This window comes from Pedobacter sp. N36a, assembly GCF_014472395.1.
Classification (GTDB): domain Bacteria; phylum Bacteroidota; class Bacteroidia; order Sphingobacteriales; family Sphingobacteriaceae; genus Pedobacter.
In genome coordinates this window covers 65,528-80,327 of record NZ_JACSZW010000002.1, presented here as the reverse complement: position 1 = coordinate 80,327, position 14,800 = coordinate 65,528, and the positions used below count along the sequence as shown (strand labels likewise).

Sequence of the window (14,800 nt, the reverse complement as noted above, 5' to 3'; positions counted from 1 at the left end):
GTTTATTTCACTGATAACCAAATCCGGACTCCGCCAATCCTGTTTTCGTTTCCTCCTAAATTGAAAGATTGCAGTGTCCGGATTTTAAAAAAAGTACTAATTGTCCCTCTTAACCATGAAAAATTTTATTACCCGCAAATCAATCTAATATTTCATGGTGTCTCTTTTCATGCTATCCCTTTTCATAGGAGATTTCATGGTTTTTTTCATCTTCATAGGCATCACCTTGCCCATCATGTCTATCGAATTACCATTTTTCAACATCATGGTATTTCCATCCTTCATTTTCACCGTGCCATCAGCCATCACCATTGTTCCATTTTCCAGGGTCATTGGTTCCTTCAATTCGGTATGTTTACCATTTTTCATCACCCACATTTTCCCGTCTTTCATCATGATGTGGTCTTTAGGAGGACTCATTTTATGAGTTTTCATTTTTTTGTGCATGATAGTGTCCTGTGCGACAACCGTACTGCAGGTCAACATGCCTAACGCTGTAATCATTAAAAATAACTTTTTCATAATTTTGGTTTTGATGTTTTTTGTTTGAAGCAACCAACCAACACCTTAAATTTCAGCCGATTACTCAATAAACTACAACAAACCACTAATCATTATTGTTCTAATTTAAATAGAAAAAGAAACCATGAGAAAAGTTGTTTATGGGATCAATCTCAGTTTTGCTAATTATTTGTCGCTATTTTGATTTGCGCTCCTATTTGCTGGACCACGTCCTGTTCCAGCAGAATTTCAGCGTGTCCTGAAGTTTCATCATATTCATAAATCGGATGAGGAAAAGCATCCAGTTCATTCGCAGAGATGGCTTCCCAACTTTCCCCCTGTCCCATGAAAATTTCCCCTACAAGTGCACCATGGTAGACAATTTTATAGCTACCTGCTTCCTCTGGATGAATATTTAAATCCAGCTTTTCATTTCCGACGGTGATCATTATATTAAATGGATCCATGATATTATTTTTAAATCAAGAACAATATCAACAACAGATAGTTTCAGCGCCTCAATATTAAACGCTCAAAGAACCTTAAAAGAACTAACAATTTAGCGTACAGGTTGTTTATCTGATAAATCAACACATTAACAATGGATCATCAGGATAAAAGTTTTAACGTATCGGTAGAAATCAATCAGGGACTGGAGCCATTAACCTTCACTATTATTCCTGTGGATGATGCTTCAATCAGTCCTGAAGCGGGATTAAGTTTTAAAGTCACCAGAGACAAGGAAACATTAGCAATCCTTAAATCCGATCAGCACCATTCCTGGCAACAGCTGGAAGGCAAATTAGATCAGAAGGAGGTCAACTCGATTGGTTTGGCTATTGACGCACATTATGGATAATTTAAACATTTAGCCACCGACCCTTTTAAGCGGAATATACATTGCGGAACATTCTCCAATTTTAAGATAAGCGTTCATGGAATTACCTGAATTCTGGATGTTGATTTCGCCATCACTTAATAGGCCACCAACAGAGGTAGGCAGGTTCATTGTTGCTTTAGGCTCCTCATCAAGGTCGTCATCGCTGATTGCACCCGTATTATCTTCCCATTCAATTCCGTTGAAATTGATATAAACTAATTTTTCATCGAGGCTTCTGCTAAAGGTAACTTTACCTTTTAAGGTCCTAATTGAACTTTTAAAACTGTAACCATATGCCCCATTCATTTTTGAGATCTTTATGGTTAATGGACAGCCAGATTCACTATCAAATTTATAGGTACCAACAAGATTTTTAGGCAAACTGGGAATACTTTTATTGGTTCCCTGTAATTGGATTGGAAAGTCCTTTTTTGTGGATAAATCCTCCCATCTACCAATAAAGGTGTTTTTGAGGAGTTTCCCTGTAATTTTTGCTTTTTTAATATGCTGATGGTCTAATTCATAGAGCAATACTTCCCCATTAATAATAGTTCCAGTCAGGTTGATCTCTACACCAATTTTATCATAATAATAAAAGCCAGCAACTTTACCATTTACGCTTTTCAAGCTAAAAACAACATCAATTTTTCGGTTTATAGTGCCCACAAAATTCTTATTAAAATCAACCTCTGCCAAATTCGCTTTACGAATGCTGTCTGATGCTTTCCCTGTATTTAAAATACTGAGGAAAGCAAATAAGAAAAACAATCTCTTCATGATTTTAATCTTTAAATTCTACCCAGTTTTTCTGAAAAAAAATGGGCGTTAATATGACCCCATTCTTTATTAAATTTGCCTCTATAAAGTCGCCAGTCTTTCTAACATATTTTAAGCGTGTATTTTCGATATCACTAGAAGAATAATATGCGCCATACTCACAGCGATAAGGATTGTCTTTTACATCACTTGTAAAAACGGATACCAATAGCAATTTCCTAGAATTTGTATCGGCCTTCTGATAGCCAAAAATTCTATAGTCGGCTCTAATATTTCCGAAAATATTTAACGAACTATCCCTTCTGTAGACGATCGCTTTTTGAATAAACTCTGCGTTAATTTCATTTTGAACTAGCTCTTCAGGTTTTTTTATTTTCTTTGGAGCAGGCTTAATGGAATCTTTCTGTATAGATTCCACATGATCATTATTTGTGGAGCTTGAGGTATCTGCTAAGGTCATAGTCTTCTTTTTTTGAGTATCACCACAGCCAAAAATGAATATCAGTAAAATAAATAGGATCAATTTATTCATATTAATTAATTTGTGTTTTTTATAATTCGTTCTTGAGTACATTTTTGATCAGCAATCTATAAAAGATCGGTTTAAATTTTGAGTTAGCTTTTATTTTTAAAATATTCAGTGATTTCAAACATCCAATCACCGCCGTAGCCGAATAAAACAGAAACAATGAACAGAATAATTAGATAAACAATGATTTGTTTGAGCAGTTTATAGCGTTTTAAATCCTTCAATAAGCAGAAATTAAAGATCATAAATAGTATCGCAGTAAGCACACCAGAGGGAACACCTAGCCAAACGGCGATAAAGCTTGCATATTGAACAACAGGATAGGCTACATAAAAAAAGACAGCCCCAAAAATAGCGCTTAAAAAAAGGAACAAAAGCCCTTTGAAAAAATCTTTGCCCAACAAGCCAATCATCAGGAGCAACAGCGCCAGGAATAGACCTAGAAAGGTATACGTAAAGTCCTCCAGGAAATTACTTTCTTCTTTTTGGATGGGGAAAATAACGCAGGTGCTGATTAGGAGGGTAAAAATCCCTACCATCAGTATTGCCTTTCTCGGAGTAGAGAAATTGGCTAGTAATTTGGTATTTATCATCAGTTAAGTTGTAAACTTATAGAATTAGTCTTTTGGTCATGTTTTTCTCTTTTATAAATCATAAACGCTTATTGATTAGGATTAATAATATATAATTGTTCTTTTAATGAGGTGATGATTACTAATTTTAGATTTTCCTTGATTTACGCTGATCTCTTTTTCCGTTTTCTCAATCCAGTTATTATGTTCATCATATTTGTAGGTGTAACTCACTTCTCCCCTATTTTTAGCATTGATTTTTAGCACATCGCCTTGCGGATTGTACAAGATACTTTCATCTCTATCTGAATACTGATCTACTGCTATTTCCCTGATGATCTGATTTTTATCATTATAGGTTTTTATGTTGGTTCGGTAAGGTTGATGGTCCTCATCATAATTAGTTTCCTTAATCAGATTCCTGCGGTTATCAAATTCCTTTACCGTTCGATAAGAAAGTTTAAACTTTTGAGCTGCTTCATCGAAGCGCCAGTGTTCTTCCTTTTGGTCTTTTTCATAGCTATAAAGCGTATAAAAGCTATTTTTATTTAAGACTTCTTTACCGTCCTGGAAAACGATTAGTGCTTCTTTTTCAAGTTTTCCATCAGTACTATAGGTAAAGCGGACTTCTTCGTGCTTGATTCCAGCTCTTAACACACTAAAGTGTTCTGCTTTATCGAGTTTCCCAGTCTGATAATGATACCGGTAAGATAAATTATTTTCATCTTCATCTGTTCCTTCCTTTGCTAAAATTATGGACTCTGTAAGCTGATTCCCGTTGTTGTCGTACTCCTTGTACAAATCTCTGCCAAAACCATAACTCCTTTCATTTTTTAAGGGTTTAACATCATAGTAAATTATCTTTTCCGTTTTAATCATAGGTTTCGCTTTGCTTGCTTTAGTCTCATTTTGCTGGCAGAATGCACCGCTTCCGGTAGAGAGCAACACCATTAACATATAGGTAGATTTCATTTTAACAATCATAATTTATATAGTGTATTTTTTCTAGGTTCTTATTTTAAGATTAGCCTCTCCGCCGCAGGGATTTTCTTGCTGATTTAAATATAAAGTAATGGCGCTGTTGTTTTTTGTCCCTTTGTAAAGCGTATTCTGCACTTCTTCCGCTGATAAAGATTGAAAACTGGTGATACCGAATAAGAAGAGGAGGAGAAATTTCATAGCTCGTTGTTTTCGGAGGTTAAATGACGACTAAATATGCTCTAAATACAAGATTAAAAAAAACAATAAAGCTAAAATTGTGGCGGTATAAACACTGCTTAATCCATCATCAATTCGCTGTTTTACGAAAAGATAAACAGCCTCAATGATCAGATATCCAATCCAGGCGACTACTAAAATAACAGGAAAAAACTTATCCATATTTGGTGACATTCCACTATTACCGCTCTGTTTGTCGCCAAACATCGCAACTGCGAAAAAACCTAATGGTAATCCACCAATAAAAAGTCTTAAAAAAAACGCGTCGCGAGTTCGTTTTTTAATGGCATTTTATCATTCTCAATTTTAGCTTATACAATAGGTATGCCACAGCTTACACCTAAATTTTCTGAAACCTGCTGTTCATGAAGCACATTACGGAAATCCTTCAAGAACTAAGGGCTTTTAAATGCTTGGAAAAAGAATAGGATACACTTAAAAAAGCAACTGGAACACCTGGCTAATAAAAGGTGATAAGATTCATTCAGAAAGTACTATTTATTATAGATTTTATACCTTAATTCAAAGTTAAAATAGAAATAACTTCGCATGCTTAGGAAACGGAGATTTTTGAATGAATGAAAGACTATTGATACATCAGGAGATCGACCTTCCTGATGAATTCGATGTAAAAGAAGATAAATTATTTTATAGCAATATAGATCTACTAAAACTAGCTAAAGATTACGGCAGCCCATTACGGTTTACCTTTCTACCCGCCATTTCTAATCAAATTGAAAGGATGAAAATGTATTTTCAAAAGGCAATAGAAAAAACGGATTATCAAGGTGAATACAGCTATTACTATTGTACGAAAAGTTCTCATTTCGAACATATACTGAAAAAGGCAGTTCAATCCAATATCGGCATTGAAATCTCCTCAGCTTACGATATAGACTTGATCAGATCTTTGATTAAAGCGGGTAATTTAAAACCTGGAACAGCAATTATTTGCAACGGATATAAGACTCCTGAATATCAAGCAGGAATTACAGCGATGATTCAACAAGGATATTGCTCGGTGGTGCCGATCATAGATAGTAAAACGGAGCTCCTATATTACCTCCGTGAATCCAAGGGCCTATCTCCTATTAAAATAGGCATCCGGTTAAACTTAAGTTTTATTTCAGGATATGATAGAAAATCCAGGTTTGGTTTGTCACCAGAAGACATTCTCAGTTTTTATCAGCATGAGATCAGCAAAAATGAAAAACTGGAGCTCAGCACATTACATTTCTTTAATGAAAAAGGGATGGACAATAGCGATGATTATTGGAAAGTGCTAGAAAAGATTGTCAGATTTTATTGTCAGTTGAAAAGATGGAACCCAAGTTTGACCACTTTAGATATTGGTGGTGGAATGCCCTTCAGGAGTAGTATCAACTCCGACGCTGACCTTCCTTTATTAGTTCAGCGTATCATTTCAACGGTTCAAAATATTTGTCATGAAGAAGCTGTGATGGAGCCGAACATCATCACGGAATTTGGAAAATATACGGTTGCCGAAGCAACAAGCACAATTTTCAAGATTTGCGAGAAAAAAACAGCTGATGAGTTCAACTGGGCTATCATTGACGGATCTTTTATTACTCATCTTCCAGATACCTGGGCAATTCATCAAGAGTATCCCGTTTTGCCGATCAACAACTGGAATAAAAATCTTAAACCATTTATTCTTGGCGGGCTCACCTGCGACAGTGCAGATTATTATCCTAATACCCCCGAAAATGAATTTATCAGGCTACCTGATACGGAAGAAGAACAATTTATTGCTTTCCTTCACACAGGTGCTTATCAGGAAGCATTAAGTGGCTTTGGAGGCGTAAACCATTGTTTAATTCCATCACCTAAGCATCTAATTATTGATCGTAATCAAGATGATGTTCTCGAATATGTTGTCTTTTCTGAAAAACAAAACAGCGAGCAGCTTTTAAATATATTGGGTTACGGCTAGATTTAATTCTGCCAATTATGAACGAATATCAATTTAAAACCTCGATAAAATCTGTATTTCATCGAGGTTTTAAACTAATGACGCATGGCCACTCTTTCAAGTTTATTTCTGAGTTCATCGGGATAAAAAGGTTTCAGCATAAAATCATCGAGGTACTGAGATTCAGGATGCAGCGCTACAGAAATATCAATTGAAGCCGTTAAAGCGATAATACAAATGCGGCTTTTGATCGGGTCATTTAATTGCCTAATTCTTCTGGAGGCTTCAAACCCATCCATTACCGGCATGTTAATGTCCATGAATACCACATCATAATGCCCGCTTTCTATGGCCTGTAAAGCAATTTGGCCATCCTGAGCAACATCTGCATTCAAATGCCACCTGGCCAGCGTTTTTTGCAAAACCATCACATTGATTTCATTGTCTTCTGCAATTAAAATCCGTAAATGGCTAATGTCGATATCCACAGGTTTCAAACTTGGATCTTCCTGCTCTTTAGACTTTTCAACCTTCCTCATGCTGAGCTGAAAATTGAAAGTTGTACCATGTCCTTCCTGACTTTGAAAAGTCAACGCTCCACCATGTAGGAGCACCAATCTGCGGGCAATACTTAGACCAAGTCCGGTGCCATGATATTGCCTGTTATTTTCATGTTTCGCGCGAAAATAAGGTTCAAAAATATGCTCAATTTGATTCTTTGGAATACCAATACCAGAATCGCTCAGTTCAAATTTAATCGTATAAACTTCTTCCTTTATTTCTGCTAGATGAACATTAATTTTAACAAATCCATGTGCGGTAAATTTAATTGCATTCCCCACTAGATTAAAAAGGATCTGCGTTAATCGGCCTTTATCACCCATCAGCATGATCCCCTCCAAAGGATCGTCTATCACCAGGGAAAACTCAAGGCCTTTTGCGAGAGACCTATATTTTAATGCCCCGTAAACATTTGCCAATAGCTGATCGAGGCGGAAAGCATGAAGCTCTAACTTTTCCATTCCGGCATCCAGGCGATTAAAACTCAGAATTTCATTTATAGTTGACATCAGATTTTCAGCTGAAAAGTGTAGAATGTCAAGATTTTCCTTTTGATCGGCTCTTGGCTCATTTTCCAAAAGCACATTGGTGATGCCAATCACTGCATTTAAAGGCGTACGGAGTTCATGAGACATCGTGGAGAGAAAGTTGGTTTTATCTTCCGCAATTTTCTGTGCCGACACCAAAGAATTTTTCAAGTTGGCGGTCAACAGCTGCTCCTTCTGACTGGTACTTTTAAATGCTCTAAAAAAAAAGTAATGAATAAGGATCAGCATCAGAAAATTTATGATGATGGAAAAATTATAAGCGTAAATATTTAAGGATTGTGTAGCACTTGGAAGTTCAAGCCCATAAAATTGCTGAAGCGTAAATAACAGTACCAGCGGCAATGTATTTAATAACGAATAAATCAGGCCCCAGCCTGCACCAAGGATATAATATCCTCCAGTAACAATCATCATCACATATTGCACAGTAACAATATTGATCCCATTTTTAAGCAACAACAAGTTCGTCAAAATGAAACACGTTAAGCTAAAAATGAAATAATGTCCCACCTTTTTCCAGGGCACTTTCGTAAAGATCATCACCAGACCGGAAATAAAAAGAATCATAAAAATACTGATTCTATATAACAAGATATTACGCTCTGTAAAGAAATATAAGCCAAAAAGCAGCACACTTATAATAGAAAAGGCAAACAGTAATTGTACCAAAATCGCAATCCTTGCCCTGTTGAGCAAGGTGTGCTCTATTCTTAAAATAGCATGATATCTTTTAAAAAAGAAGCTGAACATTGGCTAAAAATTTCCTGTATAACAGCCTTTGCTATATTTTGTTCTAACGAATGTCCTCCATTCTCAGGGATACCGGGCGTGTTGGCCTTGCTTTTTTGCTCCTCCAAATCATATTTGTTTAACTTGTAACATCCCGGGGGAAACAATAGATTTTCCTTAGCCAGTTAAAACCAGACAACCTATTAAACTGGGCATCAAGCAAATCCTTAACCACGCGGCTTTTTGAAAAACAAGTACAGTATTTAGCTGTTATTAGTCAGCCAACAATCAGACGATAAAAATGAGCGTAATCCTTGGAATAGAAAAACTTAAAAGTCAGTTAGACGAGCAGCAGCTTGACTCGTTAGAACAGGCTGCTGAAATTCACAAAAAGCAGTCAAATATTACTTTCTGCATCCTTCTTATGGAAGCAGATTCCATACAAATTGAAACCAGTCAGGCAGAAAATCGATCTGGAAAATACGCCACAGAGGCTTCACTGCTGAAAAGAACCAAAGAAGTTTTTGACAAATGGCTCCCTAAATTTGACATCCAGGTCATTCCTGCACCCTACTTGCCGTCCGCAACAAGTGTAGTTAATCCTAAATGGCTGGAACAAAAGATGGACGAAAAAGGGGTACGTATCAAACAGATCGCTTTTGATACCGGTGTGGACCGCGAGAGCATTGCAGAGTGGGTATCAGGAAAAAGATCAATGAGCCAGATCGTAAAGGCCATGTTTTACTTTTACCTCAGCAAATAATGCTATATTACTCCTACTATAATTTTGATATTTATTACAGACAAATCGCTCATATTTAATGAAAATTATTAATAGTTTCGAAGAATACAAGTCCTACTTAGGAAAAGAAATCGGTGTTTCCAACTGGCATACAATCAACCAGCAGCAGATTAACAAATTCGCTGATGCCACACTTGATCATCAATGGATCCACGTAGATCCGGATAAAGCGCAGAAAGAGGGACCATTCGGAAATACCATTGCGCATGGTTATTTAACCTTATCCTTAATTCCGTACTTGTGGAAGCAGATTGCCGACGTGCGTAACATCAAAATGGAAATCAATTATGGCATTGAGAGTTTCAAGTTTGGCCAGCCAGTTTTGGTAGACAGTGAGGTACAATTAAAGGCAAAACTAATTTCAATTGCAGATTTAAGAGGCGTTACCAAGGTAGTCATCGAGGCCACCTTAAAAATAAATGGTCAGGCTAAGCCAGCTTACAACGGTAATGTCGTTTTTCTCTATCACTTTATTTAATTGCGCGTTCTAAATGCAAAAACCTCAGGGAATGTATTTCGCTGAGGTTTTTTTATTTTGAATTTTGCTAAACAAGCGTCTTTTGAAAAGGTATTTTCAGCTTAAAACAAGCCCCTGATCCTTCCAGATTGCGGAGATGCATGGTGCCGCCTAAACCTTGTATAAGGTGCTTCACCAAATCAAGCCAAAGCCATAGCCTTTTTCTCCAAGGGTCCCCTTGGTGCTGGAATGGCTCCCCTCTTCCAATGCCTTCATATATGGAGGCGAGCATTCGGAAACCTTCTCCACTCCACATGCGCACCAATTTCTTCCCTCTGACAAACAGTTTTCAAAAAAAAGTTTAAATATTTTATTCAGTACATCAAAAACCGAATGGGTATCTGTTTGCGTAAATGCAATCAAATAAACATAAACATGAAAAAAGTTTTCTTAACTGCAATTGTCCTAGTAGCTATCACATTTGCATCCAATATTACAGTTCAGGCCCAGTCAAAAATGGGCATGGCTGAAAAAACAAAAATGGTGGGCGGCGCAGCCATGTATCCTTCAAAAGATATCATCGATAATGCGGTGAACTCAAAAGACCACACGACTTTGGTAGCAGCAGTAAAAGCGGCCGGCTTAGTAGAAACCCTTAAAGGAGCAGGACCTTTTACCGTGTTTGCACCGACAAACGAAGCTTTCAATAAACTTCCTAAAGGAACCGTTGAAACACTCCTTAAATCAGAAAATAAAGCAACGCTGAGCAAAATATTAACCTATCACGTAGTTGCGGGAAAAATGGACAGCAAAGCCATCGCAGCAGCCATCAAAAAAGGAAATGGAAAAGCAGAATTGACTACTGTAGAAGGTGGAAAGCTTTGGGCATGGATGAAAGGAAATAAACTGGTTTTGAAAGATGAAAAAGGTGGAATGAGTACCGTAACCATTGCAGATGTGCATCAAAAAAATGGGGTGATCCATGTAGTAGATACCGTCTTAATGCCGAAATAATTTAAATAGAAAACGCCGTCCTAATATTTTAGGACGGCGTTTTTTATAACATGCATTCTCAAGCCTAAAGGCCGGCATACACCAGCCTTTAGGCTTTTGTTTTTTTAGTATCCAAAAAGCGTGTCTAATGATAGACTTTCCACCTTTCCGTAATTCGACAATTGAGAAAGCGGCAGATTTTTCTGCGAACCTACGATACAATAAGTATAGGCCTGGTTTGCAAAATAATCCTGGTGAAGCTTTTTAATATCCGTAAAAGAAAGCTTAGGAATCGCTGCGTACGCATCTTTCCTTAAATCATCATCCAGCCCTTTGCGCTTTGCATCGATATAACTGAATATAATTCGATCCTCCATGATTCTTTCTGTTTCCAGCTGAGTAGCAAGACTCATTTTTGCAGACTGGAATGCTTTTTCATTATAAGGCAATTCGTTAAGTAAAGTATTCATGCCTTTAATGGCATCGTCTACCTTATCCGCCTGACAACCAATAAACGCAGTCACGTAAAAATGATCTTCTTTTTTTCTTGGTTTTCCATAAACTGCACTGGTGCTGTAAGCCAAAGCTTTCGATTCCCTTAGCGTTTGAAAAACGATGGAGCCCATACCAAAACCAAAGTAATTATTGAACAAGTCGGCAGTTACTTCCTGTGCTGGTGCATATACATTCGCATTGCGATACCAGCTCACATCAGCCTGCAACATATTATAATCTGTAAAGAGCACCTTATTTTCATTCTGCTCCAGCTTCTTAAAGGCCATCGCCTCAGGATATGCCTTGAACTGTGTAGCTACCTCATGATTTGCTTGAAGCAGCACTTTATATTCAGGCAATCCTGCCGGTCCATAATAAATTACGCTGTACTTGTATTGAAAAAGATCCCGAAGTACGGCAATCAGTTCTTCTGGTTTTAGGTTGTTGATTTCCGCATCCGACAGGGTAAAATTGTACGGGTTGTTCTTGCCATAAGCCGCATAGCTCAACATGGCCTGCATCATACTCCCTTTATTTAACTTATTGTTCTGACGGTTTTTTAACAGGTTTTCTTTCATCGCGATAAAAGCGGCCTGATCTACCTGACCATTTGATAGAACTTCTTTCAGCAAATGCATCGCTTTGCTGTAGTTTTCCTGTAATCCAGTCAGGCCGATGGTAGTCACCTGATTGTCCACATTCAGGAAGAAATTACAAGCCAGTTCATAGAACTTTTTATCGTGGCTCAAAAAGTTGAGGTAAGCTGCTGCTACCGGCAAAAGTTTGCTGTTCCAATTACCCATTTCGAATTGAAAATACTGACGAAATAGCTGGTTATCTTTATTTTGCACTGCATAAATTTCCGCTGCCCCAAATTTTCCATGTTGAATGTCTTTTTGGAAATCCAGCCATTTCGGAGCAATAGTCTCGGCTGGAATCTTTCCTACCATTTTAAGGAAATCTGATTGTGAACCCGCATTGGTTTCTACTGCAGTAATCGGTGGTTTTTCTACTTTATCCACCTGAGGCCCCTCTCCTTGATACTTGTTTAATACGACATAATTGTTTGCAAAGAAAGTTTTTGAAAAACTAACGATTTCCCCCTTGGTTACTTTTTCTATATCATCAATTCTGGAAACTTCCTGAATCCAGTTTTCACTGTTCGACTTGATATAGTCACTCATCAAATCTTCCGCTCTTGAAGCATTGTCTGTTATATCATTTAAGGCCCTCAGCTTTTGATTGGCTACGATTGCCTTTAGCAATGCCTCAGAAAAGTTTCCGGTTTTCAGCAGCTCAATTTGTGCCAATACCAAATCCTTGACTTCTTTTAAGCTCTGGCCTTCCTTCGGTGCTGCGTAAATTGAAAATATACCGTAGTCTTTATATTGTCTGGTATAAGCTCCTGCCTCTAACACTTTTTGTGGCTGTGACAGGTTTAAGTCCAGCAGACCAGCCTTTCCATTAGAAAGAATTTCAGCGACCAAACCCGCCATCAATGCATTCTTAGTTCCGTTGGCGCCAATGCGATAGCCTAAAGCCAGACTTTCAGAAGTAGGCCCATAAATATCCTGTACAATTGGTCCGGCCAATGGCTTTTCAGCTGCTGGCTGATAGGCTTTCACAGGTGCTGCTTTCATATAACCCATATACTGATCGATCTTTTTCACTAGCTCATCGGATTTGAAATCACCAACCATAATCACCGCCATATTATTAGGCACATAATAATCATTGTAATACTTTCTAATCGCTTTCAGAGAAGGGTTTTTCAGGTGTGCAATGGTACCGATAGTACTTTGTTGTCCGTAATTATGGGTAGGAAACAAATAATGGTGCATGGCCTGCTGAATTTTCCATCCATCGTTGTCTAAAGATTCGTTTTTCTCTTCATAAACTGCTTCCAGCTCGGTATGGAATAACCTAAACACCGGATTGCGGAAACGCTCTGCCTGTACCGTAAGGAATTTATCTAATGCGCTAGCAGGAATATCTTCCTCATAAACAGTCTCCTCTACCCAGGTATGCGCGTTGGTACCCTGTCCGCCCATGGCACCCATCAACTTATCATACTCATTGGCGATGGCATATTTTGAAGCCAATACAGAGACAGAATCTATCCCTCTGTACATCTCCTTTCTCTTAGCCTCGTCGGTTGTTTTGTTGTATTGTTCGTATCGCTCTTCGATTTCCTGAATCAGAGGCTGCTCTTTTGCCCAGTCTAAAGAACCATATTTATCCGTCCCTTTAAACAGCAAATGTTCCAGGTAATGGGCTAAACCCGTATGTGCTTTCGGATCTGTATTACTTCCTGCCCGCACTGCAATCTTAGAGGTAATCCTTGGCTCTTTTTTGTTTTCACTGAGGATGACCGTAAGGCCATTTTTCAAAGTATAAAATCTTGCTTTAGCAGGATCATTAGTAATGTATTTATAAGAATAGCCAGCCGATGATGCTGTTTTCCATTGATACTTGTTTTGTTTGTTTTGCGCGCCGGCCGATAAAGCCGTAAAAAAAATTAGCCCGATAATCAGGCTAATTTTAAAGTTAGGTGTGTTCATGTAAATTTTAGATTTACCTGTTAGGTTCACTAGTGTTTAAATATTTCCAATAATTTTCTTTCTAAATCTTCCGCACGAAGGTCATAAGCAATGATCTTCCCTTCTGGATTGATGAGTATACTGGCAGGAATACCTTGAATCTCGTACAAGTCTGCGGCTTCATTCTGGAAGCCTTTCAGTACAGAAATCTGCGTCCATGGCATTTTGTCCTCTTCTATTGCTTTCAGCCAGGCTTCCTTTTTATCATCAAAAGAAACCCCTAAAATCTCCAGGCCATCTTGCTTGTAGTTGTTGTAGGCACGTAGCACATTCGGATTTTCCCCGCGGCAAGGTCCGCACCATGAGGCCCAAAAATCTACAAACAGGTATTTCCCTTTAAAGTCGTTTAAGCTTACAGACTTCCCTTCTGGTGTAAATTGTGTGAAGTTTTTATAATCGATATCCACCGGCTTTTTCTCCAGTTCAGTGATATAATATTGAACACCAGCGAAAATCTGGTATTGCTTGACTTTTGGTGTTAAAACCTTCACCAATTCCTTCACAAACACCAGATCTTCGGCCTTCTGCTTGTCTACAGCGCTTGCTTGCGTGCCTGCTGATAACAGTTTAGTCAGCGCAACCGCACTGAAATAAGCATCAGGATTGGCACGAACAAAGTCTGCCAATTTTAACTTATAAGCACGCTCTAAAACTATTCTTTTTTCCAGTGAGGCCAGGTAGGCTTTCTCATCGATCGGCTTATTTTGAGTTCTTAGTTCAGCCATCGCTGTCCAAACACGTTCCTCTTCCCTTAATGGGTCAGAAACAGGTTTGATAAAGGATTCAAATTTCCTGCGCTGTAATTCAATCTGACTTTCGCCAATCACACTATTCTTTAGGGAATCTTTTGAGCTGATTTCATTCTTCCCAGACTGCACTAGCATTCTGAATTTATCAATATGATCCAGGTTATTGTACATCTGATAAGACTCCATCACCAGCTTATTTCTGCTATAACCTTTAGGGCTAAATTGAAGTTCTATAGATTTAGGTTCTTTAATGGCAGGTCCTTTGATGGTAAATACGCCATTAGTTAAGACTGCAGAGTCTCTCATCAACTTGTTTCCTGAAGGTCCTCCAGCATAGCTGATAAATACTTTGGCCGGCGCTGAATAATTGCCGATTTTTCCTTTAAGCGTAAATGGTGCCTGTGCTGCTGAGATGATTGGCAGCAGACACAGACTATATAGGATTGTTCTTTTCAT

General features: G+C 38.0%; 15 protein-coding genes. 5 read left to right on the top strand and 10 right to left on the bottom strand.

The features are described from left to right. Positions 1-144 precede the first annotated feature (144 nt). Together H9X96_RS04150 and H9X96_RS04145 are read right to left on the bottom strand one after the other, a co-directional pair. The gene (locus tag H9X96_RS04150) at positions 145-522 is read right to left on the bottom strand and encodes a DUF6799 domain-containing protein (RefSeq protein ID WP_187665083.1); all 378 of its coding nucleotides are present in this window, start codon (positions 520-522) and stop codon (positions 145-147) included. 161 nt (positions 523-683) lie between these two features. Beyond that, positions 684-968 (bottom strand): hypothetical protein, encoded by a 285-nt coding sequence (locus H9X96_RS04145; protein WP_187665082.1) that lies wholly within the window; start codon positions 966-968, stop codon positions 684-686. A gap of 134 nt (positions 969-1,102) precedes the next feature. On the opposite strand from H9X96_RS04145, the gene H9X96_RS04140 reads away from it, so the two are divergent. Beyond that, complete coding sequence (locus H9X96_RS04140; RefSeq protein WP_187665081.1) at positions 1,103-1,360, top strand: hypothetical protein; 258 nt, start codon at positions 1,103-1,105, stop codon at positions 1,358-1,360. 9 nt (positions 1,361-1,369) lie between these two features. Here the strand turns inward: H9X96_RS04140 and H9X96_RS04135 are convergent, their stop codons facing one another. The 5 genes from H9X96_RS04135 to H9X96_RS04115 form a co-directional block, all read right to left on the bottom strand. Continuing rightward, positions 1,370-2,158, bottom strand: coding sequence for a hypothetical protein (locus H9X96_RS04135; RefSeq protein WP_187665080.1), 789 nt, complete (start codon positions 2,156-2,158; stop codon positions 1,370-1,372). A 4-nt stretch (positions 2,159-2,162) separates the two neighbouring features. Beyond that, entirely contained in the window at positions 2,163-2,690 is a 528-nt protein-coding gene (locus tag H9X96_RS04130; protein ID WP_187665079.1) for a hypothetical protein, read from the bottom strand. Positions 2,691-2,773: 83 nt separating this feature from the next. Then, complete coding sequence (locus H9X96_RS04125; protein WP_187665078.1) at positions 2,774-3,280, bottom strand: hypothetical protein; 507 nt, start codon at positions 3,278-3,280, stop codon at positions 2,774-2,776. An 81-nt stretch (positions 3,281-3,361) separates the two neighbouring features. Next, positions 3,362-4,243, bottom strand: a complete 882-nt coding sequence (locus H9X96_RS04120) for a hypothetical protein (protein ID WP_187665077.1) — start codon at positions 4,241-4,243, stop codon at positions 3,362-3,364. Positions 4,244-4,264: 21 nt separating this feature from the next. After that, on the bottom strand, positions 4,265-4,438 hold the full coding sequence (locus tag H9X96_RS04115) for a hypothetical protein (protein WP_187665076.1): 174 nt from the start codon (positions 4,436-4,438) through the stop codon (positions 4,265-4,267). Between the two features lie 613 nt (positions 4,439-5,051). Here H9X96_RS04115 and H9X96_RS04110 point away from each other — a divergent pair. Further along, entirely contained in the window at positions 5,052-6,431 is a 1,380-nt protein-coding gene (locus H9X96_RS04110) for an arginine decarboxylase (RefSeq protein WP_187665075.1), read from the top strand. Between the two features lie 74 nt (positions 6,432-6,505). On the opposite strand, the gene H9X96_RS04105 is transcribed toward H9X96_RS04110, so the two are convergent. Then, entirely contained in the window at positions 6,506-8,269 is a 1,764-nt protein-coding gene (locus tag H9X96_RS04105; RefSeq protein ID WP_187665074.1) for an ATP-binding protein, read from the bottom strand. A gap of 280 nt (positions 8,270-8,549) precedes the next feature. On the opposite strand from H9X96_RS04105, the gene H9X96_RS04100 reads away from it, so the two are divergent. The 3 genes from H9X96_RS04100 (at position 8,550) to H9X96_RS04090 (ending at position 10,521) form a co-directional block, all read left to right on the top strand. After that, on the top strand, positions 8,550-9,011 hold the full coding sequence (locus H9X96_RS04100; protein WP_187665073.1) for a helix-turn-helix transcriptional regulator: 462 nt from the start codon (positions 8,550-8,552) through the stop codon (positions 9,009-9,011). A gap of 58 nt (positions 9,012-9,069) precedes the next feature. Further along, positions 9,070-9,528, top strand: coding sequence for a MaoC family dehydratase (locus tag H9X96_RS04095; RefSeq protein ID WP_187665072.1), 459 nt, complete (start codon positions 9,070-9,072; stop codon positions 9,526-9,528). A 414-nt stretch (positions 9,529-9,942) separates the two neighbouring features. Then, positions 9,943-10,521, top strand: a complete 579-nt coding sequence (locus H9X96_RS04090; protein ID WP_187665071.1) for a fasciclin domain-containing protein — start codon at positions 9,943-9,945, stop codon at positions 10,519-10,521. Positions 10,522-10,625: 104 nt separating this feature from the next. Here the strand turns inward: H9X96_RS04090 and H9X96_RS04085 are convergent, their stop codons facing one another. Together H9X96_RS04085 and H9X96_RS04080 are read right to left on the bottom strand one after the other, a co-directional pair. Then, positions 10,626-13,556, bottom strand: a complete 2,931-nt coding sequence (locus H9X96_RS04085) for a pitrilysin family protein (RefSeq protein WP_187665070.1) — start codon at positions 13,554-13,556, stop codon at positions 10,626-10,628. Between the two features lie 29 nt (positions 13,557-13,585). Then, positions 13,586-14,800 carry a TlpA disulfide reductase family protein gene (locus H9X96_RS04080; RefSeq protein ID WP_187665069.1) on the bottom strand — a complete coding sequence of 405 codons (1,215 nt, stop codon included), beginning with the start codon at positions 14,798-14,800 and terminating at the stop codon, positions 13,586-13,588.

Bases quoted from the DNA above. Each gene is read 5' to 3' on its own strand.
- H9X96_RS04080 (WP_187665069.1), bottom strand. From the start codon at position 14,800: ATGAAAAGAACAATCCTATATAGTCTGTGTCTGCTGCCAATCATCTCA.
- H9X96_RS04140 (WP_187665081.1), top strand. From the start codon at position 1,103: ATGGATCATCAGGATAAAAGTTTTAACGTATCGGTAGAAATCAATCAG.
- H9X96_RS04095 (WP_187665072.1), top strand. From the start codon at position 9,070: ATGAAAATTATTAATAGTTTCGAAGAATACAAGTCCTACTTAGGAAAA.
- H9X96_RS04145 (WP_187665082.1), bottom strand. From the start codon at position 968: ATGGATCCATTTAATATAATGATCACCGTCGGAAATGAAAAGCTGGAT.
- H9X96_RS04105 (WP_187665074.1), bottom strand. From the start codon at position 8,269: ATGTTCAGCTTCTTTTTTAAAAGATATCATGCTATTTTAAGAATAGAG.
- H9X96_RS04115 (WP_187665076.1), bottom strand. From the start codon at position 4,438: ATGAAATTTCTCCTCCTCTTCTTATTCGGTATCACCAGTTTTCAATCT.
- H9X96_RS04110 (WP_187665075.1), top strand. From the start codon at position 5,052: ATGAATGAAAGACTATTGATACATCAGGAGATCGACCTTCCTGATGAA.
- H9X96_RS04135 (WP_187665080.1), bottom strand. From the start codon at position 2,158: ATGAAGAGATTGTTTTTCTTATTTGCTTTCCTCAGTATTTTAAATACA.
- H9X96_RS04130 (WP_187665079.1), bottom strand. From the start codon at position 2,690: ATGAATAAATTGATCCTATTTATTTTACTGATATTCATTTTTGGCTGT.
- H9X96_RS04100 (WP_187665073.1), top strand. From the start codon at position 8,550: ATGAGCGTAATCCTTGGAATAGAAAAACTTAAAAGTCAGTTAGACGAG.
- H9X96_RS04090 (WP_187665071.1), top strand. From the start codon at position 9,943: ATGAAAAAAGTTTTCTTAACTGCAATTGTCCTAGTAGCTATCACATTT.
- H9X96_RS04120 (WP_187665077.1), bottom strand. From the start codon at position 4,243: ATGATTGTTAAAATGAAATCTACCTATATGTTAATGGTGTTGCTCTCT.
- H9X96_RS04125 (WP_187665078.1), bottom strand. From the start codon at position 3,280: ATGATAAATACCAAATTACTAGCCAATTTCTCTACTCCGAGAAAGGCA.
- H9X96_RS04085 (WP_187665070.1), bottom strand. From the start codon at position 13,556: ATGAACACACCTAACTTTAAAATTAGCCTGATTATCGGGCTAATTTTT.
- H9X96_RS04150 (WP_187665083.1), bottom strand. From the start codon at position 522: ATGAAAAAGTTATTTTTAATGATTACAGCGTTAGGCATGTTGACCTGC.